Source organism: Nonomuraea fastidiosa (assembly GCF_042751225.1).
GTDB lineage: Bacteria > Actinomycetota > Actinomycetes > Streptosporangiales > Streptosporangiaceae > Nonomuraea > Nonomuraea fastidiosa.
The window spans coordinates 5206745-5226792 of sequence record NZ_CP170570.1; the positions used below are offsets into that span (position 1 = coordinate 5206745).

20 protein-coding genes are annotated in these 20048 nt (G+C 70.9%); 6 read left to right on the plus strand and 14 right to left on the minus strand.

The genetic code is table 11. The features are described from left to right. Positions 1–40 precede the first annotated feature (40 nt). Positions 41–1117, minus strand: coding sequence for a substrate-binding domain-containing protein (locus ACFMQL_RS24240; RefSeq protein WP_364056909.1), 1077 nt, complete (start codon positions 1115–1117; stop codon positions 41–43). Positions 1118–1165: 48 nt separating this feature from the next. Between ACFMQL_RS24240 and ACFMQL_RS24245 the strand changes: the two genes are divergently transcribed. Next, positions 1166–1612, plus strand: coding sequence for a MarR family transcriptional regulator (locus ACFMQL_RS24245; protein WP_364056906.1), 447 nt, complete (start codon positions 1166–1168; stop codon positions 1610–1612). Between the two features lie 13 nt (positions 1613–1625). Here the strand turns inward: ACFMQL_RS24245 and ACFMQL_RS24250 are convergent, their stop codons facing one another. Continuing rightward, positions 1626–1829: a hypothetical protein gene (locus ACFMQL_RS24250; RefSeq protein WP_364056903.1), complete on the minus strand. Its 204-nt coding sequence runs from the start codon at positions 1827–1829 to the stop codon at positions 1626–1628. A gap of 202 nt (positions 1830–2031) precedes the next feature. Beyond that, entirely contained in the window at positions 2032–3309 is a 1278-nt protein-coding gene (locus ACFMQL_RS24255) for a Glu/Leu/Phe/Val dehydrogenase (RefSeq protein WP_378787135.1), read from the minus strand. Between the two features lie 239 nt (positions 3310–3548). Between ACFMQL_RS24255 and ACFMQL_RS24260 the strand changes: the two genes are divergently transcribed. Both ACFMQL_RS24260 and ACFMQL_RS24265 read left to right on the plus strand, forming a co-directional pair. Beyond that, positions 3549–5075 (plus strand): alkaline phosphatase D family protein, encoded by a 1527-nt coding sequence (locus ACFMQL_RS24260; RefSeq protein WP_378787136.1) that lies wholly within the window; start codon positions 3549–3551, stop codon positions 5073–5075. 35 nt (positions 5076–5110) lie between these two features. Next, entirely contained in the window at positions 5111–5827 is a 717-nt protein-coding gene (locus tag ACFMQL_RS24265) for a class I SAM-dependent methyltransferase (RefSeq protein ID WP_364056894.1), read from the plus strand. Between the two features lie 71 nt (positions 5828–5898). Here ACFMQL_RS24265 and rocD read toward each other — a convergent pair whose 3' ends face one another. From rocD to ACFMQL_RS24280, 3 genes are all read right to left on the minus strand, one after another. Then, positions 5899–7116 carry an ornithine--oxo-acid transaminase gene (gene rocD, locus ACFMQL_RS24270; protein WP_364056891.1) on the minus strand — a complete coding sequence of 406 codons (1218 nt, stop codon included), beginning with the start codon at positions 7114–7116 and terminating at the stop codon, positions 5899–5901. A gap of 1 nt (position 7117) precedes the next feature. Next, positions 7118–7915, minus strand: coding sequence for a dimethylargininase (gene ddaH / locus ACFMQL_RS24275; RefSeq protein WP_364056888.1), 798 nt, complete (start codon positions 7913–7915; stop codon positions 7118–7120). A 126-nt stretch (positions 7916–8041) separates the two neighbouring features. After that, positions 8042–8527 (minus strand): Lrp/AsnC family transcriptional regulator, encoded by a 486-nt coding sequence (locus ACFMQL_RS24280; RefSeq protein ID WP_364056885.1) that lies wholly within the window; start codon positions 8525–8527, stop codon positions 8042–8044. Positions 8528–8620: 93 nt separating this feature from the next. Between ACFMQL_RS24280 and ACFMQL_RS24285 the strand changes: the two genes are divergently transcribed. Next, entirely contained in the window at positions 8621–10975 is a 2355-nt protein-coding gene (locus ACFMQL_RS24285; protein ID WP_378787137.1) for a GH1 family beta-glucosidase, read from the plus strand. Here the strand turns inward: ACFMQL_RS24285 and ACFMQL_RS24290 are convergent. From ACFMQL_RS24290 to ACFMQL_RS24310, 5 genes are all read right to left on the minus strand, one after another. Further along, the gene (locus ACFMQL_RS24290) at positions 10972–11913 is read right to left on the minus strand and encodes a 2-oxoglutarate and iron-dependent oxygenase domain-containing protein (protein ID WP_364056879.1); all 942 of its coding nucleotides are present in this window, start codon (positions 11911–11913) and stop codon (positions 10972–10974) included. The genes ACFMQL_RS24285 and ACFMQL_RS24290 overlap by 4 nt on opposite strands. 185 nt (positions 11914–12098) lie before the next feature. Next, the gene (locus ACFMQL_RS24295; protein WP_378787139.1) at positions 12099–13481 is read right to left on the minus strand and encodes a glycoside hydrolase family 16 protein; all 1383 of its coding nucleotides are present in this window, start codon (positions 13479–13481) and stop codon (positions 12099–12101) included. Between the two features lie 238 nt (positions 13482–13719). Continuing rightward, entirely contained in the window at positions 13720–14289 is a 570-nt protein-coding gene (locus ACFMQL_RS24300) for a DUF5941 domain-containing protein (RefSeq protein ID WP_378787141.1), read from the minus strand. After that, on the minus strand, positions 14271–14438 hold the full coding sequence (locus ACFMQL_RS24305) for a hypothetical protein (protein WP_378787142.1): 168 nt from the start codon (positions 14436–14438) through the stop codon (positions 14271–14273). The genes ACFMQL_RS24300 and ACFMQL_RS24305 overlap by 19 nt, the downstream gene beginning before the upstream one ends. Beyond that, positions 14435–15994: a CDP-alcohol phosphatidyltransferase family protein gene (locus ACFMQL_RS24310; protein WP_364056870.1), complete on the minus strand. Its 1560-nt coding sequence runs from the start codon at positions 15992–15994 to the stop codon at positions 14435–14437. The genes ACFMQL_RS24305 and ACFMQL_RS24310 overlap by 4 nt, the downstream gene beginning before the upstream one ends. Positions 15995–16145: 151 nt before the next feature. On the opposite strand from ACFMQL_RS24310, the gene recO reads away from it, so the two are divergent. Both recO and ACFMQL_RS24320 read left to right on the plus strand, forming a co-directional pair. Further along, entirely contained in the window at positions 16146–16880 is a 735-nt protein-coding gene (gene recO, locus ACFMQL_RS24315; protein WP_378787143.1) for a DNA repair protein RecO, read from the plus strand. Continuing rightward, positions 16877–17650 (plus strand): isoprenyl transferase, encoded by a 774-nt coding sequence (locus tag ACFMQL_RS24320; RefSeq protein ID WP_378787145.1) that lies wholly within the window; start codon positions 16877–16879, stop codon positions 17648–17650. Before recO ends, ACFMQL_RS24320 begins: the two co-directional genes overlap by 4 nt. A 41-nt stretch (positions 17651–17691) precedes the next feature. Here ACFMQL_RS24320 and ACFMQL_RS24325 read toward each other — a convergent pair whose 3' ends face one another. From ACFMQL_RS24325 to ACFMQL_RS24335, 3 genes are all read right to left on the minus strand, one after another. After that, a complete protein-coding gene (locus tag ACFMQL_RS24325; protein ID WP_364056861.1) occupies positions 17692–18225 on the minus strand; it encodes a hypothetical protein in 534 nt (177 codons plus the stop codon). Beyond that, positions 18222–19343 carry an XRE family transcriptional regulator gene (locus tag ACFMQL_RS24330; protein WP_364056858.1) on the minus strand — a complete coding sequence of 374 codons (1122 nt, stop codon included), beginning with the start codon at positions 19341–19343 and terminating at the stop codon, positions 18222–18224. Before ACFMQL_RS24330 ends, ACFMQL_RS24325 begins: the two co-directional genes overlap by 4 nt. 66 nt (positions 19344–19409) lie before the next feature. Then, positions 19410–19928 (minus strand): CGNR zinc finger domain-containing protein, encoded by a 519-nt coding sequence (locus tag ACFMQL_RS24335; RefSeq protein WP_364056855.1) that lies wholly within the window; start codon positions 19926–19928, stop codon positions 19410–19412. Positions 19929–20048 lie beyond the last annotated feature (120 nt).

The window sequence follows — 20048 nt, forward strand, 5'->3', positions numbered from 1 at the left end:
TGCTGTAGGGGGCGATCGGCCACCTTAGAGCCAAAGCTTTCTAGTGAAAAGATTTCTCTAGAAAAAAATCAAGGCCGTCGGCTCTGCCCAGGTGAACGGGGTGACGTACCTGGCCGTCGAGGAGTGTCAGCGTGCCGCGCGCACTGGTGATGGTGGTGCCGTCGGCCACCGCGTCCAGCGCGGGCACCGCGAGCGAGCCCGCCCGCGCGCACAGCGCCGCCAGCATCGCCACCGCCTCGTAGCAGCCGTGGCCGTGCGCGTTGAGCAGCGGCGCGTCCGGGCCGAACCGGGCGGTGTAGCGCTCGGCGAAGCCCTGCCCCGCCTCGGTCGGCAGGCTGCGGAAGTAGCCCATCGACGAGTACAGGCCGCCGGTGACGTCGCCGCCGATGCCCAGCAGGCCGTGCTCCTCCAGTGCCCCGCACAGCCGCACCGCGCTCAGCCCCGCCGTCGCGTACGCCCGGTTGAACGCCACCAGGTCGCTGCCGATCAGCGTCAGCAGGATCGCGTCCGGCCTGGCGTCGGCCACCCGTTCGAGCCGGTCCACCGCCTGGCCGTACGGGACCAGGCTCTCGCCCACCACCGTGGCGCCCGCCGCGTGCAGCCGCTCGCGCGCGGCGGCGTGCACCAGGCGCGGCCAGATGTAGTCGTTGCCCAGCAGGTACCAGCGGCGCGCCCGATCGGCGGTCAGCCGCTCGATGCCGGGCGCGAGCTGCCTGTCGGGGGTCTCGCCCAGGAAGTAGACGCCGGGGGCGCGGCCGCCGCCCTCGTACGGAGGCGCGTACACGAACGGCACCCGCCCCGCGATGGCCGCCACCACCGCCACCCGCACGTCGCTGGCGTGCGCCCCGGCCACCGCCGCCACCGTGCCCGATCGCACCAGCCCGGCCACCTCGCCGGCCACCTGTGGCGCGGGCCGCCCGCCGTCGATGAGCACCAGCTCGACCGGCCGTCCGAGCATGCCGCCGCGGTCGTTGATCTCCTCGGCGGCCAGCACCGCGCAGTTGATCGCGCAGGGCCCCATCAGGCCGAGCACTCCGGAGACCGGTACGACCAACGCGATCCTGATCGCGTCGGAGGGGAGGAGCCGCGCTTCGAGAGGATCGACCGTCGCCGCCACGCCGACGAGTATCCTCCCTTCAAACCGCACGATGAAAGGACCAGTTCGATGACCACCCACGGGCTCGGGTCCTCACTCGCCTACTTGCTGAGCCGTGCGGAGCGCGTCGTCAATCGTGGGCTGGCCGCGGCGCTGGCCGTCGAGGGCGTCACCGTCGAGCAGTGGCGCATCATGCGGGCGCTGGCCGACGGGCGGGGCGAGTCGATGGGCGAGCTGGCCGAGGCGGTGCTGATGCCGCATCCCACGCTCACCAAGGCGGTCGACAGGCTCATCGACCGCGCGCTCGTCTATCGCGGGCCGGCCAAGGGCGACCGGCGGCGGGTGGCGGTCTTCGTCTCGGGGCGCGGGGCCGAGCTGCTGGCCCGTATCGACGGCGCGGTGGCCGAGCAGCAGGCACTGGTCGCGGCGGCGTTCGGTGCGGAGCGCACCGCGCGGCTCATGCGCGACCTGGAGAGCCTGGCCGACACGCTCGGCCACGCCGAGCTGAGCGCTTGAGAACGCTCCAGCGCTAGCCCCGGTCGCGCTCCTTGGTGGCGGCGGTCACCACGATCGCGATCAGTCCGGCCGCCGCGACGCCCAGGTAGCCGGGCAGCGGCAGGTCGATCAGGTGGTGCAGGAAACCCCAGTCGCTGTCGAACCACATCCGCCCGGCGAAGCCGCCGAGCCCCTGGATGATGGCGATCACACCGACGATGTTGACGAGTTCTCTCATGCATCGAAGGTTCGCAACAGCAGGCCCGCCCCGGCATCGAACCTTGGGCGGGCCTGCTGCTACTAAAGTCGCGGCCGCGCGGATGGGCGCGGGCTCGCTGGTGGTCGCGGCCTCACGGACGGTCGCGGCCTCGCTGGTGGTCGCGGGCTCGCGGGAAGCCGCGGGCTCGCGGATGGGCGCGGCCTCATGAGAGGCCGCCGGGTCACGGGTAGAGCCCGCGCATCCGGTGCGCCTCGGCGACCCGGCCCACGCCGATGACGTGCGCCGCCTGGCGGAGCGTCAGGCCGCGCGCGGCGGCCAGCGCCTTCACCTCGTCGAAGGCGCTCAACATCAGCTCGCGCAGCTTGAGCTCGATGTCTCCGGAGCTCCATGAGCACGCCTGGAGGTTCTGCACCCACTCCAGGTACGAGACGATCACCCCGCCCGCGTTGGCCAGGATGTCAGGGACGACCGTGGTGCCGTTCGCGGCCAGGATCTCGTCGGCCTCCGGCGTGGTCGGGCCGTTGGCGCCCTCCACGATGAGGCGGGCGCGGATCCTGGGCGCGTTGGCCTCGGTGATGACGCCTTCGAGCGCGGCCGGGACCAGCACGTCCACGTCCAGCTCGAACAGGTCCTCGTGGGCCATCGCGTCGGCCTGGGCGAACCCGTGCACGCCGCCGCTCTCGGCGGCGTGGGCGCGCAGCGCGGCGATGTCGAGGCCGCGCGCGTCGTGCACGGCGCCGGTGATGTCGGAGACCGCCACCACCTTGCATCCCGCGTCGGACAGGTACTGCGCGGTGAGCGCGCCCACCTTGCCGAAGCCCTGCACGGCCACCGTCACGCCTTCGGGCGAGCGGCCGAGCGCGGCCAGCGTCGCGATCTGCACGCCGCGCGAGGTCGCGCCGCCGCGGCCGAGCGAGCCGCCCAGCGTCATCGGCTTGCCGGTGACCACCCCTGGCACCGAGTAGCCGGCGTTGACGCTGTAGGTGTCCATGATCCAGGCCATGGTCTGCTCGTCGGTGCCGACGTCGGGCGCGGGGATGTCCTTCTCCGGGCCGATCAGCGGCAGGATCTCGTTGACGTAGCGGCGGGTGAGGCGTTCGAGCTCGCGGGTGGTGAACTGGCTCGGGTCCACGGCCACGCCGCCTTTGGCGCCGCCGTACGGGATGCCGACCAGAGCGCACTTCCACGTCATCCACATGGCGAGCGCGGTGACCTCGTGGATGTCGGTGGCGGGATGAAAACGGATGCCCCCCTTGGCGGGCCCGCGCGAGATGTTGTGCTGGACCCGGAAGCCCTGGACGACGTCCAGGCTGCCGTCCTCGCGCCGCACGGGGACCGAGACGGTCAGCGAGCGGCGGGGCGTGGCCAGCATCGTGCGGAGCCCGTCGTCCAGGCCGAGGTGCGCGGCGGCCCGGTCGAGCTGGTGGAGGGCGGAGTCAAGGGCTTGACGGCCCGGGGTGATCAGGGCCGGCGTCGTTGACGGCACCATGATGCTCATGGAAGAAATTCCTCCTGTTATGTACGCCCTTTTTCCGGAAAAGGCGCCATTGCCAATCCCATTTGGGCGTTGTTGTCACGATCATCCTAGGGCGGGGGGTTTAGCCTTGCCTAGTTGTTGGTAGAAGTTCTCGCCGGCGATCGTGTGCTGCGGGTCGTGCCACTCTGGCAGGCTTACAGGCGAGAGTGTGCCGAAACGTCGAATCGGGGGGTCACATGCCCGCACTCGTGGTGGGGCCGATGCTGCGTTATGTCGACTCCGACAGCGCCTCGATCTGGGTGGAGACCGCCGAACCCTGCACGGTCGCCGTTGAAGCGGACGGCAGGACTTACCGGTCGCCTACCTTCACCGTGCACGGTCACCACTACGCGATCGTGGATCTCGTTGAGTTGTCCCAGGATATCGCGTCGTACACGGTCAGCTGCGACGGGGAGCAGGTATGGCCGATGGCGGGTCGCCCGCCCAGCCGCATCCGGCTGCTGCCCCGCGACGGCGTGCGGCGCCTGGCGTTCGGATCCTGCCGCACCAGCGTCCCCCACGACGACTTCCACGTGCGCACCCACGGTGACGACGTGCTGCGCGCCTACGGCGAGCACCTCGCCCGCACCGACCCCGACGAATGGCCCGACCTGCTGCTGCTCCTCGGCGACCAGGTCTACGCCGACAGCCCCTCGCCCGACATGCTGGCCTTCATCCGCTCCCGCAGGGACACCGAGCCGCAGGGGGAGGTCGCCGACTTCGAGGAGTACGCCGAGCTCTACCGCCAGGCGTGGACCGAGACCGAGATCCGCTGGCTGCTGTCCACCGTGCCGACGGCGATGATCTTCGACGACCACGACCTGCGCGACGACTGGAACACCTCACAGCCCTGGCGCGAGCAGATGGCCAAGACACCCTGGTGGCACCGCCGCGTGGTGTCGGGCCTCAGCGCCTACTGGATCTACCAGCACCTCGGCAACCTCTCGCCGGCCGAGCGCGCCGAGGACCCGGTGCTGGCCAAGCTGATGGCCGGCGACGGCGGCGCGGCGCTCGACGCGTTCGCCGAGAAGGCCGACGCCGAGCCGAGCGGCAACCGCTGGAGCTACGCCCGCGACCTCGGCACCGCCCGGCTCGTCATGGTCGACACCCGGTGCGCCAGGCAGCTCACCCCCGGAGACCGGCGCATGGTCGACCCGACGGAGTGGGAGTGGGTCGAGGAGCAGATACGCAGGCCCGGCGCCGAGCGGCTCATCATCGGCTCGTCGATCCCGTTCCTGCTGCCCGAAGGCGTCCACGGCGTGCAGAACTGGAACGAGGCGCTGTGCGACGGCAAGTGGGGCCCGCTGGTGCGCCGCTGGTCCGAGGCGTTCCGCCAGGCCGTCGACCTGGAGCACTGGGCGGCCTTCCGGCGCTCGTTCGAGGACATGGCCAGGCTGCTCGTGGAGATCGGCAAGCCGGTCTACATCCTGTCGGGCGACGTCCACTACTCCTATCTCGCCCAGGCCGACAAGGGGCAGATCTTCCAGCTCGTCTGCTCGCCCATCCGCAACCCGCTCAGCCGGCTGCTGCGCTGGGCCAACGTCTTCACCCAGTTCTCCATCGCGACCCTGGTCGGCAACCTGATGGCGCGCCTGGCCGGCGTGCCGCGCCCGCCGTTCCGCTGGCGCATCACCAAGGGCCCCTGGTTCCAGAACGCCCTGGCCACCCTCGAGCTGCCGCGCACGGTCACCTGGTACGGCTCGACCGGCGAGGTCGTCGCGCCGATCGACTCCGTCGAGCTCCGCTGAGGGACCCGAGGCGCCCCTTAACTACGCTGACCGGCATGCTTGACGACCCTTGTGCCGCTGCCGTCCCCTTCTACGACCTTTTCCATGAGGACGGTCACGTGCCCGCGATCCGCGAGCTGCTGCCCCCGCTGCTCGCCGGAGTGCGGCGCGGCGTCATCGAGATCGGCGCGGGCACCGGCCTGATCACCGAGGTCATCGCCCGGGCCACGCCCGCCGAGATCCACGCCGTCGAGCCGTCGCCCGGCATGCGCTCGGTGCTGGTCAACCGGCTGGCCCGCGACCCCGAACTGCAGCGCAGGGTGACCGTGCTGCCGTGCGGAGGGCTGGAAGTGAAGGTGGACGAGCCCGCCGGCGCCGTCGTGATGATCTCGGTGCTGCAGAGCTTCACCGCCGACGAGCGGCCGCGCCTGTGGCGGGTGCTGGCCGGGCAGCTCGAACGCGACGGGCGGCTGCTCTTCAACTGGCGCGACAGGCGGCCGCCGGCGCCGGAGACCGAGCCAGGGGTGATGGGCACGTACCAGGTGGGGCGGCACACGTACGAGGTGGCCGGGCAGGTGCTCGACGTGACCGGCGAGAGCGTCACCTCGCGCTTCCTCTACCGCGTCAGGCACGGCGAGACGCTGCTCAGCGAGGACGAGGTGGTGAGCACCGCGCACTGGCCGCCGAGTACGGCGGTGGCGGCCGAGCTGAAGGAGGCCGGGTTCGTCCAGGACGACGCCCCCGACGGCATGCAGGTGTGGCGCGCCGCCTGAGACGGCAAGCCGGCGGGGCGCGCCGCCTGGAAACGGCGAAAGGGCCGGAGGCGTGACCTCCGGCCCTTAACTCATCTGCTCTGGAGCTCGTAGACCGCGTCGACGAGCTGGTCGACCGCCCAGTGCAGGTCGTCCTCCGTGACCACGATCGGCGGGGCGAGCCGGATCGTGGAACCGTGGGTGTCCTTGGCCAGCACGCCGCGCTTGAGCAGCGCCTTCGACACCTCGCGCCCGGTGCCGACGTCGGGGTGGATGTCCACGCCCGCCCACAGGCCGCGCCCGCGCACCTCGACGATGGAGCCGTGGCCCACCAGCTCGCGCAGCCGGCCGTGCAGCACCTCGCCCAGCTTGGCGGCCCTGGCCTGGAACTCGCCGGTGTTCAGGATCTCGATCACGGCGTTGGCGACCGCGCAGGCCAGCGGGTTGCCGCCGAACGTGGAGCCGTGCTGGCCCGGGTGGATGACGCCGAGCACGTCGCGGTCGGCGGCGATGGCCGACACCGGCACCACGCCGCCGCCGAGCGCCTTGCCCAGCACGTAGATGTCGGGCACGACGCCCTCGTGGTCGCAGGCGAACGTGTGGCCGGTGCGCCCGAGACCCGACTGAATCTCGTCGGCGATCAGCAGCACGCCCTCGGCCGAGCAGATCTCGCGCAGCTCGGTCAGGTAGCCGTCCGGCGGCACCAGCACCCCGGCCTCGCCCTGGATCGGCTCGACCAGCACGGCCACCGTCTCGGGGTCGATGGCCTGCCGCACGGCGTCGGCGGAGCCGTACGGGACGATCTTGAAGCCCGGCGTGTACGGGCCGAAGCCGTCGTGCGCCTCCGGATCGGTGGAGAAGCTGATGATCGTGGTGGTGCGGCCGTGGAAGTTGTTCTCCATCACGATGATGTTGGCCTTGCCGGGCTCGACGCCCTTGACGTCGTAGCCCCACTTCCTGGCCACCTTGATCGCCGTCTCGACGGCCTCGGCGCCGGTGTTCATGGGCAGGATCATGTCCTTGCCCGTGAGGTCGCCGAGCCCGGCGCAGAACTGCGCGAACTGGTCGTGGTAGAAGGCGCGGCTGGTCAGCGTGAGCCGGTCGAGCTGCTCACGCGCGGCCTCGATGATCTTCGGGTGGCGGTGGCCGAAGTTCAGCGAGGAATAGCCGGACAGGCAGTCGAGATAGCGCTTGCCCTCGACGTCGGTGACCCACGCGCCCTCGGCCTCGCGGATGACGACGGGCAGCGGATGGTAGTTATGCGCGCTGCGGCGCTCGCTCACTTCGATGAGCTCGGCGCTGGTGATCATGTCAGTTCTCCCCCCTGATCTCCAGTGTGCAGCACTTGGGACCCCCACCCGCCTTGCGCAGCTCCGACAGGTCGACGGGGATCACCTCGTACCCACGCCGCTTGAGCTCAAGCTGGAGATTGGTCGCCTCGGCGTTGATGACCACGTTCGTGCCGTCGCTCACCGCGTTCAGGCCGAGCACCGCGGCGTCCTCGGCGGTCGCGACCACCGCGTCGGGGAACATGCGGCGCAGCACCGCGAGGCTGCCGGGGGAGAACGCCTCGGGGTAGTACGCGACGTTGTGGCCGTCGAGCGGGAACAGCGCCGTGTCGAGGTGGTAGTAGCGCGGGTCCACCAGCGTCAGCGAGACGACCGGGCGGCCCAGGTACTCCTGCGCCTCCTGGTGGGCCACCACGTCCGTGCGGAAGCCGGTGCCCGCCAGGATGACCTCGTCGAGGGTGAGGAAGTCGCCCTCGCCCTCGTTGACGTGCGACGGCTCCATCGTCGGGTAGCCGCGCTCGGCGAACCAGCGCAGGTAGGCGGGCCCCTCGGCGGCGCGCTGCGGGTAGGCGAAACGGGCGCCGTAGACGCGGCCGCCCACGACGAGCGCGCCGTTCGCGGCGAAGACCATGTCGGGCAGGCCTTCGATCGGGTCGATCAGGCTCACCTGATGCCCGAGCTCCTCGTACGCCGACTTCAGGCCCTCCCACTGCCGGATCGCGCGCTCGCGGTCCGCGCCCGCCTCGGGATGCATCCACGGGTTGATGGCGTACTCGACCGTGAAATAGTCCGGACGGCACATGAGGAAGTGTTTGGGCATGCAGCACTCCATCGGCACTCTCAGCAGGGAAAACTCCACGAGCGGGAGCTGAGGACAGCCTAGGAATGCGTATTCGGGCAGGCCAAGGGCTTGACATTGCGCATCTGCGCAAGCCTGTTGCGTGTTTCAGCCGGTGATGGGGGATTCGTTGCGCGCCTCGTGGACCAGCGCGCCGGGCGGTGTGTCGATCAGCCGCGACAGCACGATGACGCTCTTGGTCCGCACCACGAACGACTCCGCCGCGATGCGCTCGATCACCCGTTCCACGTGCCGCACGTCCCTCGCCCTGATGTGCAGCAGCGCGTCGGCCTCGCCGGTGATCGTGGCCGCCGCCACCACCTCGGGGAACTTCGCCACCGCGAGCGCGATGTCCGACGGCTTGGTCTTGCCCTGGCAGAACAGCTCGACGTACGCCTCCGTCGTCCAGCCGAGCGCCTGCGGCGCCACCCGCGCGCTGAACCCGGTGATCGCCCCGACCTGCCGCAACCGGTCGACCCGGCGCTTGACCGCCGAGGCGCTCAGCCCGACCCGGTTGCCGATCTCGGCGTAGGTCTGGCGGGCGTCGTCCACGAGCGCCGCGATGATGTCACGATCGAGCCGGTCCAGTTCCACGCGCCCTGTATACCGCCTGGCCAGGCTGGCGCGCGACGAGGGGCGCGCGGGACACTGGGCCGGTTGATCGTTGACCGGAAGGTACCCGTACACATGAGCACCGCAAGCTTCCCCGAGGGCTTCGAGTGGGGAGTGTCGACTTCGGCCTTTCAGATCGAGGGGGCCACGAACATCGACGGCCGCGGACCGTCCATATGGGACACCTTCTCCGTCGACCGCGTGGAGACGTGCGACCACTACCACCGCTACCAGGAGGACGTCCGGTTGATGCGGGACCTGGGGCTGCGCGCCTACCGGTTCTCGGTCAGCTGGCCGCGCATCTTCCCCGGCGGCGGTGGCAAGCCCAACCCGGCGGGGCTCGACTTCTACGACCGGCTGGTGGACGAGCTGGTGGCCGCCGGCATCAGGCCGTACGCGACCCTCTACCACTGGGACCTGCCGCAGGCGCTCGAGGATCAGGGCGGCTGGCCGTCGCGCGACACGGCGCTGCGCTTCGCCGACTACGCCGCCGCCGTGTACGCGCGGCTCGGCGACCGGGTGCGCACCTGGTTCACGCTGAACGAGCCGTGGGTGGCGGCCTTTCTCGGCTACGGCGCGGGCATCCACGCGCCCGGCCGTACCTCCGCGGCCGAGGCGTTCAAGAGCGCCCACCACATGCTGCTCGGCCACGGCCTGGCCGTGCGGGCGCTGCGCGAGGCCGGCGCGGCCGAGACGGGCGTGGTGCTCAACCTCTCGCCCGTCGTGACGCCCGCCCAGGTGAGCGACCCCGGCCGCCGGGCTTCGGAGGAGGACGCGGTGGCCGTGGCCAGGATCGACACGCTGGTCAACCGGCAGTTCCTCGAGCCGATCCTGCGCGGGGCGTATCCGGAGGAGCTGCTGCCGGTCATCGAGCGGCACGGCGGCCTCGGCCACATCGAGGACGGCGACCTGGAGACGATCGGGCAGCCCATCGACCTGCTCGGCGTCAACTACTACACGCCGCTCGTGGTGCAGGCCCAGCCCAGCGAGCCCGCCGACCCCGCCTACCCGGGCAGCGAGGGCGTGCTGTTCTGCACGGTGCCCACCGCCGTCACCGCCATGGGCTGGCCCATCGTGCCCGGCTGCCTGTCGCGGCTCCTGCGCCGCCTCACCCGCGAGTACCCCGGTCAAGAGCTGATGATCACCGAGAACGGCGCGGACTTCGTCGACGTGGTCACCGGCGACGGCATCCACGACGTCGATCGCATCAGCTTCATCGAGGAGCACCTGCGCGCGCTGCGCGCCGCGATCGACGAGGGCGCCAACGTGCGCGGTTACCTCGCCTGGACGCTGCTCGACAACCTCGAATGGGTGGACGGCTACCAGCGCAAGTTCGGCCTCGTGCACGTCGACTTCGCCACCCAGCGGCGGCGGCTCAAGGACAGCGCCCTGTGGTACCGCGACGTCGTACGCCGCAACGGCCTGGCGCAGACCCGGCCCAAGCGGCCCACGCTGGAGACCGTGGCCGCCCGCGCCGGCGTCTCCCGCGCCACCGTCTCCCGCGTCGTCAACGGCGAGTCGTCGGTGAGCCCCGAGGTCAGGGCCGCCGTCATGCAGGCCGTCAACGAGCTCGGCTACGTGCCCAACCTGGCCGCCCGCAGCCTCGTCACCCGCAGGACCAACGCGATCGCGCTCGTGCTGTCGGTGCCCAGGCAGGGCGGCGGCGACGCGCTGACCGCCGCCGTCGTCCAGTACGTCACCAGCTTCCTCGAAGGCGCGGGCAAGCAGATCACGCTCATGCTCGCCGACACCGCCGAGAGCCACCGGCGCATCGTCGCCCACGTGGAGGCGCGGCTGGCCGACGGCGTGGTGCTGCTGCCGCCCGACCGGGCCGACACACTGGCCGAGCGGCTGTCGCGGACCGGGGTGCCGGTCGTGCTGCTGGGCAAGCCGGAGATCGCCTCGCTGGTGCCGTACGTGGACGCCGACAACGCGGGCGGCGCGGCGGCGGCGACCGAGCACCTGCTGGAGCGCGGCCGGCGGCGCATCGGCATGGTGTGCGGGCCGATGGACCTGGTGTTCGTACAGGACCGGCTGGCCGGGCACCGGGCGGCGCTGCAGCGCGCAGGGCTGCAGCCGCACCTGGCGCCCGCCGAAGACCTCACCAGGGCCGCGGGCGCCGACGCCGTGCGGCGGCTGCTCGCCGACGACCCCGCGCTCGACGCCGTCTTCGCCGCCACCGACCAGCTCGCCATCGGCGCCATGCGGGCGCTGCGCGAGGCCGGGCGGCGGGTGCCCGACGACGTGGCGGTGGTCGGCTTCGACGACATCGACGCCGCCTCGGCCACCACGCCCGCGCTCACCACCGTGCGGGTGCCGGTCGCCGACCAGGCTCTGGCGCTGGCCCGGCTGCTGCTGTCGCGGCTGGAGGGCCGCCACACCACCTCGGTCGTGCTGCCCGCCCGGCTCGTGGAGCGCGAGTCGGCCTAGATCTGCTGCTCGAACAGCCGGGGGAAGACCTTCGACACCTTCGACAGCAGGTACTCGCCGTACGTGCCGGTGAAGTCCACCTGCCCGTCCCAGCGGCGGCCCGGCGCGTACGGCAGCGGCGGCACCTCGCTGTCCCACCCGGGGTCGAAGAAGAACGGGAAGCTGAGCCGCTCGTTGCCGCTGAGGTTGCGCACGCGGTGCGGCGTGGAGCGGTAGCGGCCGCCGGTGAGCTTGTCGAGCATGTCGCCGATGTTGCACACGAACGTGCCCTCCACCGGCGGCGCCTCCACCCAGCCGCCTCGCGTGTGCACCTGCAGGCCGCCGTTGGCGTCCTGGAGGAGGAGCGTGAGCAGGCCGTAGTCGGTGTGCTCGCCGACGCCCCACGTGTCGGGGTCGTCCGGCGGACCCGGCGGGTAGTGGAAGATCCGGAACAGGATGGTCGGGTCGGCCGTGTAGCCCGTACGGAAGTAGTCCTCGTCCAGCCCCAGGCTGAGCGCGATGCCCGCCATGACCGACTGCCCGACCTGCGTCATCCTGTCCAGGTATTCGAGCACCGCCTCGCGCAGTTCGGGCACCTGAGCGGGGAACAGGTTGGGTCCGTGCAGCGGGAGCGGGCCCGGCGGCTCCTCCGCGCCGAAGTAGATGCCCTCCTTCAGGTCGGGCCGGCCCGAGGTCAGCTCGCCGCCGACCGGGAAGAAGCCGCGCCAGGCCCGGCCGCCGCGCTCCATCGCGATCTCGTTCTTGACGTCCTCGGGGAGCTCGAAGAAGCGCCTGGCGGCGGCGTCGAGGCGGTCGATCAGCTCGGCGGGCACGCCGTGGCCGCGGATGTAGAAGAACCCGCTGTCGCGGCAGGCCGCGCCGATCTCCTCGGCCACGGCCTCCTTGCCCGGCCCGCCGGTGACGAGCGGCGACACATCGATGATCGGCAATTCGCTCACGGGGGCCATTGTTCCCCGATTCCGCCGGGGTCGCCCCCTTCAGACGGGCTTGGGCGGCGCTGTGAGGGGCTGTGGGGCTCCGAGAGGGCGGGCCGGGCGGAGAAGATCATCGCCTGGCGTCGCGCCCTCCTGAGCGCGGCACAGGGCCCGGCCGGAGGCGTACGGCCGGGCCCTTCCCGATCAGGTCAGGACGTCGAGAACGTGAACCAGTTGACGTTGACGAAGTCCGCCGGCTGCCCGGAGGAGAACGTCAGGTACACCGTGTGCGTGCCGGTCACGCCCGAGATGTTGGCGGGCACCGTACGCCAGCTCTGCCAGCCGCCCGTGTTGGAGATCGCGAAGTCGCCGATCGGCGGAGCCGTCGGGCTGTCCAGCCGGACCTGCACGAGCCCGCTCACCCCGGCCGCCGCGCCCGAGGCCACCCGGGCCTTGAACTGGGTGGCGGGCGTCGAGCCGAAGTTCACGCCGTCGTAGCGCAGCCAGTCGCCGTTGGCGATGGCGCCGACGTTCTGGCCGCCGCCCGTGTCGGTGGTGGTCTCCACGATCGTGCCCGACTGGGCCGTGTAATGCTCGGCCTGGATGGTCGAGCGGGCGTCCACATCGCCGGGCGGGTCGGTCGGGTCAGTGCCGCCGCCGTCGCCGCTCTGCCAGACCGCCACGTAGTCGACCACCATCGGATGACCGGGCTCGGTGGCCGCGGTCGGGGTCTGGCCGCCGAGCGCGTTCGGGAAGGCACCGCCCATGGCCACGTTCAGCAGCAGGAAGTCGCCGGCGTGGCCGGTCATGTTGTTAGAGGTGGTGGCGTCGAAGCGGGACTGGCTCAGGCTGTGGAAGAGCTGGCCGTCCACGTACCAGCGGAGCTGGTTGGGCGAGACGCTGCGGTCCCACTCGAAGCGGTAGGTGTGGAAGGCCGACTGGCAGGTCGAGCCGGGGCAGGCGCGGCTGGCGCTCAGGCCGTTGGTCTCGTCGCACGGACCGCCGGGGTTGACGCCGCAGTGGAGCACGCCCCAGACGGTGTTGAGTCCGTTGACGTTCTCCATGATGTCGAACTCGCCGATGGCCGGCCAGTTCCAGTAGTTCCCCCGGTACGGCGAGCCGAGCGCCCAGAACGCGGGCCAGTAGCCGAGGGCGGCCTGGCCGGTGACGTTCGGCATCTGCAGGCGGCTCTCGATGCGCAGGATGCGGCCGTCGGCGGGCTTGAAGTCGGCCCGCCTGGTCTCGATGCGGGCCGAGGTCCACTCGCCTGAGGAGCTGCGCAGCGGCGTGATGCGCAGGTTGCCGGAGCCGTCGAGACTGAGGTTGGCGGTGCTGTCGGTGTAGCGCTGGATCTCGCCGGTGCCCCAGTTGGCGGGGCCGCCGGGGTAGGAGTGGCCGGTGTCGATGATCCAGTTGTCCGACGAGGGGAGGGTGCCGGCGGGGCCGTTGAAGTCGTCCGACCAGACCAGCGTCCAGCCCGACGGCGTGGAGGGAACGGAGGCCGAGGCGCTGCCGGCCGTCTGGACGAGCAGGCCGCCGAGCGCCGCGAGCGCCACGGCCACCGCGGCCAGGCGGCGTCTGTGCCTGTTCACACGGGTCATCATCGCTCCAGGGGGGTGCGGAGGGACGTGAGAGAGCGCTCTCTCATGCAGTGTGGACGCCGGACTTACCTGCTGTCAACATTCCGCACCGAGCCCTTGACAACGCTGTGAAGCCGAAGCTGGAGAGCGCTCTCTGGCTCAGCAAGAATGAAGAAACCGCGGCGCCGCACCCGCCGGGGGTGCGGCGCCGCGGCCCAGGAAAGAGCGCGAGACGGCGGGCGGCGACGGGTCAGCCCCGCTCCGCCTCTCCCGTGGCCCGCTCAAGGGCTTCTTCAGGGGATGCCTCCAGGTCCTGCTCTGCGTCGGCACTGGCCTGGGCGGACGCCTTGTCCAGGCGCACCCAGCTCGTCACGCTCTCCACCGCGAACAGCACGAACAAGTACGCCGTCAGCACCGCGAGCACCGGCGTCACCGCGCCGAACGCGGCGCCGAGACCGATGATCACCAGCCGCAGCTCCCAGCCGAGCCCCGCCCGGAAGACCCAGGCGGGCGGCCAGATGCTCTGGCGGGTGCGGTAGACGGTGTCGTAGGTGTGGTAGCCGATGACGTAGACCAGCACGAACAGCAGCCACTTCGGCGCGTCGGCGGTCAGGCCGATGGCGATGATGGTGAAGAACTCCGCGCCGCGCACCAGCGGCGGGGTCAGCCAGTCGAAGCGGCCCAGGTGGTCGCGCGACGCCGTGGGCAGCACGAGCACCAGCACGATCGCCACGGGCAGCAGCAGGATGGGACCCGGCTCGAGCAGCCCCGCGACCGTGACGGCGACCACGGCCAGCAGGGCTACGAGCGTGGCGGGCACAGGAGGCAGGCCGGCCCGATCCTGCTGGACAGGGCGTAGGCGAGCGGGCCGTCGTCCCGGTAGGCGACGAGGCGGGCGGTCTGGATGCGGCGGCGCTCCTCGTCGGGATCCGGCGTGGGGGTGGCCATGGCCTGCGGGTGGGTGATCATACGAGCGACCTCATGAGGCGTCCGGTGAGGGTGTAGGCGGCGGCGACGCAACCCCAGACCACCAGCGTGATGAAGGTGATCCGGGCGTCGAAGAGGGCGGCGGTGATCGCGATGGCCGCGAAGCGCTCGCCGATGGGGAAGACGATCATCTTACGCGCCCAGTGGATGACTCGGTACTTGCCGGCCTTGGTCCACATCTTGAGCACGCCCCGGACACCCTGCTTCCGCTCCTCCCTGCGGAGGCTGAGCGCCTGCCGCAGCTCGCGGTCGTCGGGGGCGTCGAGGGGGATCGAGGGAAGCGGGGCCTTCGGCTTGCGGCGGCGGGCGGCGCCGAAGGAGAAGTCGAGCAGGTGGCGTACGGACTGCAGGGCGATCGCCGCGAGGGCCAGCACCCAGATCTCCTCGCCGTGGCCCGAGACCACGTAGCCGATGGCCAGGCCGGCGAACACCACGTACTCTTTGAACCGGTCGAACGTGGCGTCGAGCCACGCACCCAGCACGCCGAACTTGCGGGCGTACCGGGCGAGCTGGCCGTCGACGCAGTCGAAGACGAAGGCGAAGTAGATCAGCACGCCGCCCGCCACCATCCACGGCCGGTCGCCGGTCGCGAAACAGGCGGCGGCCGCCACGCCGAGCGAGATGGAGATCAGCGTGACCTGGTTGGGGGTCAGGCCGCGCCGGGCCGCCCAGCGGGCGATGTAGCGGGAGTAGGTGGAGACGAAGAACGTGGTGAAGAAGCCGTCGGCGCCCTTGACCGCGTTCTTCAGCCTGGAGCGGTCTTCGTCCATGCCGGCCATCTCGGCGGCGGCCTCGTTGGCCTCCTCCTGGGTGGTGATCCGGCGGTAGAACAGGTCGCGGCGGCCGCGGATGCCGACCGACACGCCGTTGCGCACGAGGCCGAAGACGATGAGCTGCACCAGGTCGTCGTCGTCACCGAACCGGTCGGCCATGGCGGCCAGCTCGCGGCAGGTCTGCGCGAGCACCGGCGCGTTGCGGGCGCTGATGTGCAGCGGGCCGAGCACCACGCCGTTGGGCCTGGTCACGGCATGGTTCGCGGTGCCGACCGAGACGATGCGCGACTTGCCGATGCGCACGCGCACCGGGAGCCCCTCGAGGCGGTTGTAGCCGATCTCCGGCTCCGCCTCGTCGATGGGGATGCGGTCTCCAGGGCCTTCTTCCTCGTGCTCGGACTCGGGCACCTCGAGCCCGACGTCCTGGCCGTTGTCCTCCGTCACCCTGATGCGCGGCTCTTTCGCGACGAGCGCCAGCGCACCGCGCTTGGACTTGGTGATCTGGTAGATCAGCTCGTCGTGGACGACCGAGTTCTCCGGGATGATGAAAAGGCTCTCCGTTGCTGACTCGGCGACGTCGGCCACGGCGCGCAGAGCGGCGGCCACATCGCCCGTTGGGACCTTCGCGTAACGCGGGTCCATCGATGTGAGCTGGCCGTGCAGGCGCTCGGAGACGGTCGGATTACCGGGCAGCGCGGCCAGCCTCAGGCCGGTCGGAGAGATGTCGGGGCCGGGCGATGCGCCCAGCAGGACCACGCGGGTCATGACTCCCTTTCGAGGCGGTAGCGGGGGGTTGAACAACGGGTAATGCGGGGACAGGCGTCAAAGTCTAGTGAGAGTGACGCAAAGTCGCGTCACCAGAGCATGACCGTAACGTCTCGTCCGTCGGTATACAGGTCGGCCGTAAGATGTGCGAGTGAGTCTCTACCGTGACGAAGGCGTGGTTCTGCGCACTCAGAAGCTCGGTGAGGCCGACCGCATCGTCACCATCCTGGCCAAGCGCACCGGCAAGATCCGCGCGGTGGCCAAGGGGGTCCGTCGCACGACCTCACGCTTCGGAGCGCGGCTGGAGCCGTTCACGCACGTCGACCTGCAGCTTCACACCGGCCGCACGCTCGACGTCGTCACCCAGGCCGAGACGATCAGACCTTACGGAGAGGCGCTGGCCGCCGACTATCCCCGCTACACCGCCGGCAGCGCGATGCTGGAGACCGCCGACCGGCTGACGCACGGGGAGAAGGAGCCGGCGCTGCGGCAGTTCCTGCTGCTCGTGGGCGGGCTGCGCACCCTCGCCGACCGCGGGCACGAGGCCCGGCTGGTGCTCGACGCCTACTTCCTGCGCTCCCTGGCCGTGGCCGGCTACGCGCCCGCGCTCGACGCGTGTGCCAAATGCCAGGCGCCGGCGATCAGGGCGTTCGCCATCGTCGCAGGTGGCGTGGTGTGCGGGGCGTGCAAGCCGGCCTGCGCGGCGGTGCCCGCGAGCGAGACGATCGGCCTCATGTCGGCGCTGCTGCGCGGCGACTGGGCCACCGCCGACGCATCGGAGCCGCGCCATCGCAGCGAGTGCAGCGGCCTGGTCGCCGCATATCTGCAATGGCACCTCGAACACGGAATACGCTCTCTCCGACACGTCGAAAGGGAGCCTGCGTGAACGTACGACCACCGTCCCCGCACCCGTCGGGGGCGACGCCGCCGCCCATCCCGCGAGAGCTGGTGCCCCAGCACGTCGCCATCGTCATGGACGGCAACGGCCGCTGGGCCAAGGCCCGCGGCCTGCCCCGCACCGAGGGCCACAAGGCGGGCGAATCCTCGCTCTTCGACGTCATCGAAGGCGCCCTTGAGCTGGGCATCCCTTACCTGAGCGCGTACGCCTTCTCCACCGAGAACTGGAAGCGCTCGCCCGACGAGGTCCGCTTCCTCATGGGCTTCAACCGCGACGTCATCAGGCGGCGGCGCGACGAGCTGCACGCCATGGGCGTACGCGTGCGGTGGGCCGGTCGCCCCGGGCGGCTGTGGAAGAGCGTCATCTCCGAGCTGCAGACCGCCGAGGAGATGACGAAGGACAACTCCCAGCTCACATTGCAATTCTGTGTCAATTACGGCGGGCAGGCCGAGATCGTCGACGCCGCGCTCAAGCTCGCCCAGGACATCGCCGCCGGCCGGGTCAAGCCGCAGCGGGTCAACGAGAAGGTCTTCGCCCGCTACCTCGACGAGCCCGAGATCCCGCCGGTCGACCTCTTCCTGCGCTCGTCGGGCGAGCAGCGCATCTCCAACTTCCTGCTCTGGCAGTCGGCGTACGCCGAGATGGTCTTCCTCGACCGCCTCTGGCCCGACTTCGACCGGCGCGACCTGTGGGAGGCCTGCGAGATCTTCGCCAAGCGCGACCGCCGCTACGGCGGCGCCGTGCCCAACCCGGTCTGAGACCCGCCTGCGGGGGCGGCGTCTTGCCGCCCTCTCGCCGCTCACAGATGCGCCTGGTGCGGCGGCACGCGAAGCTTCCTTCCCCGGGCTCGCATGAGGCAGAGAAGCTCATAGCCGTCGCTCCGGGTGCAGCAGCCGTCGCTGATCCCCTCGCTGATCAGGTCGGCCGTGTCCCGCGCGGTGATCCCGACGCGCCGGGCGTAGTCGAGAGCGTCGCGGTCGTCGGTGATCCAGCAGGAGCCGGCGTACTCCTTCCAGTTGCGGATGACGTGGCACGTCTGGGCTTCCCCGAGATGCTTCAGCGGTTCGCTGCCAGAGCCGCCGAATACGGCGCGCCGGATGCGCTCCACCTGGTCGGCCTCCTGGGGATCGTCGATCTCGATGGGAGCGCCGAGCCAGCCTTCGGCCGGCAGCTTTTCCAGAGCGGGGTAGAAGCGGGCGGAGCGCTCTGCCTCGTAGGCGATCGCCTCCGTCCAGCGGCCGCGGCCGCGGAGGATGCGCTGGAGGAGCGGCAGGCCGTCCACCGAGGCGAAGTTGCACAGCACCGTGTTGTCGGGGAACCAGTACCAGGTCATGGCTGGAGTGGGGAGCCCTCTGCCATGCCGGTGATGGCCTGCCGCAACGTGTCGGTGTCGGAGCCGATCAGGTTGGCGAAGGGACGCAGCGTCGCCTTGCCCTCGGCGTAGGCCTGGAACGTCGTGCGGACGAGTGGCCCCGGCAGCCGTGGCCGCGAGGCGAGCTGGATCCACTCGCCGAGGGCCTCGACAGCGCCGGCCTTCCACGCCGCGTCCCAGGCGGTCAGGGCCCGCAACGAGTCACATTGGCTCTTGTCGATGAGCTGGAGGTTGAACAGCTGCCACGCGAGGGTGCTGGGCGAGACCCACAGCTCGCAGGCCAGCCGGGCGAGCTCGTCCACCGGCCTGCTCGTCCGCCGGACCCTGTCGTGCAGCATCTCGGCCGGCAGGAGCAGCTCGGCGGCGAAGGCGTTCGCCCGTCTCTCGGAGGGTTCGCGCCGGTGGTCGGCGGCGTGGATGTCGACGTCGAGATGGAGCCCTTGATCGTCGCCCGCGAGGAGATGGCCGAGCTCGTGGGCGATGGTGAAGCGCTGCCGGGCCGGCACCTCAGACGTGGCCACCACCATGAGCGCGGTGTTGGCGTCGGACCAGGACAGCCCGTCGAAGCCAGGGGCCAGCCGGTGAACGCGGACGTCAACGCCGAAGGCGGCCTCGACCGCGCCGGCGAGATCCTGGCATCGCCACAGCTCGTAGCCTTTGGCCGCGGCAAGCGCCGTGGCCTGGGTGGCGAGATCACGGCCCTGGCGTACAGACGGCCGCGACAAGCCGCCCGTCTCGAACCGCGGGATTTCCTGCCGGTATCCGAGGAAGGCGAGGTCGGCACGGAGCTGCGCCAGGCGCTCAGCCTCCTTGACGGCTGCGTCGGCCGATGTGGGCCGGTCTGTCGCGGCGCGGGCCGAGGTGGCGGGGGTGGGCTCGGACATGCCGAGCAGCCAGTCGACCGACACGCCGCACAGGTCGGCGATCCTCGCGAGGTCGAGCGAGGTGAATCTGCGAACGCCCGACAGCGACTTGGACATCTTCGGAGCGTCCAGTCCCGCCTTCGCCGCGAACTCGGCCTGAGTGAGGCCGCTCTGCTCGATCAGCTGGCGGACGCGTGCTGCGGTTTCCCCGGCCATGCGAGCAGCCTATGCAGCCGTTGCGAAAATCGCAACGGCGACGTCGTGCGCATGGTCGAGCGGGGCTCAGGCGCGGCGGCGGGCGCGGTAGGCGGCCACGTGCATCCGGTTGCCGCAGGTGCGGCTGTCGCAGTAGACGCGTGAGCGATTGCGCGACTCGTCCACGAAGACGCGGTCGCAGTCGGGGGCGGCGCAGGTGCGCAGGCGTTCGGCCTCGCCCTCGACGAGCAGGTGCGCCAGCGCGACGCCGCAGTCGGCGGCCAGGTGCTCGGCCAGGCCGGCGTCGACGGCGTGATAGTGGACGTGCAGGGGGTGGCCGTCGTGCTCGGTCAGGCGCGGCGTGATGCGGGTCTCGGAGAGCAACGCGTTGAGCGTCTGCACGGCCGTGGGCTGGTCGGGGGCGGTGAAGACGCGGTGGAACACCTCGCGCAGCGAGCGGACCTGGCTGAGGTCCTTGTGGGTGATCCGGTCTATGCCGCTGATCTCGCGCGCCTCCACGAGCTTTTGCAGGTCGCTCAAGTCGGCCAGTCCTTCCTCGCCGCCGGTGGCGGGCGAGGTGTTGACCAGCTCGACAACGGTGGCCAATGCATGCAGCATGTCATGGCCAAACGGCATGTTGACTCCTGTCCGCGCCGGGTTCTAGCGTGGTCGCAGCGTATCTCCTATACGGGACTGCGGGGGTTTCGGTGAGCGCACATCGCCGTA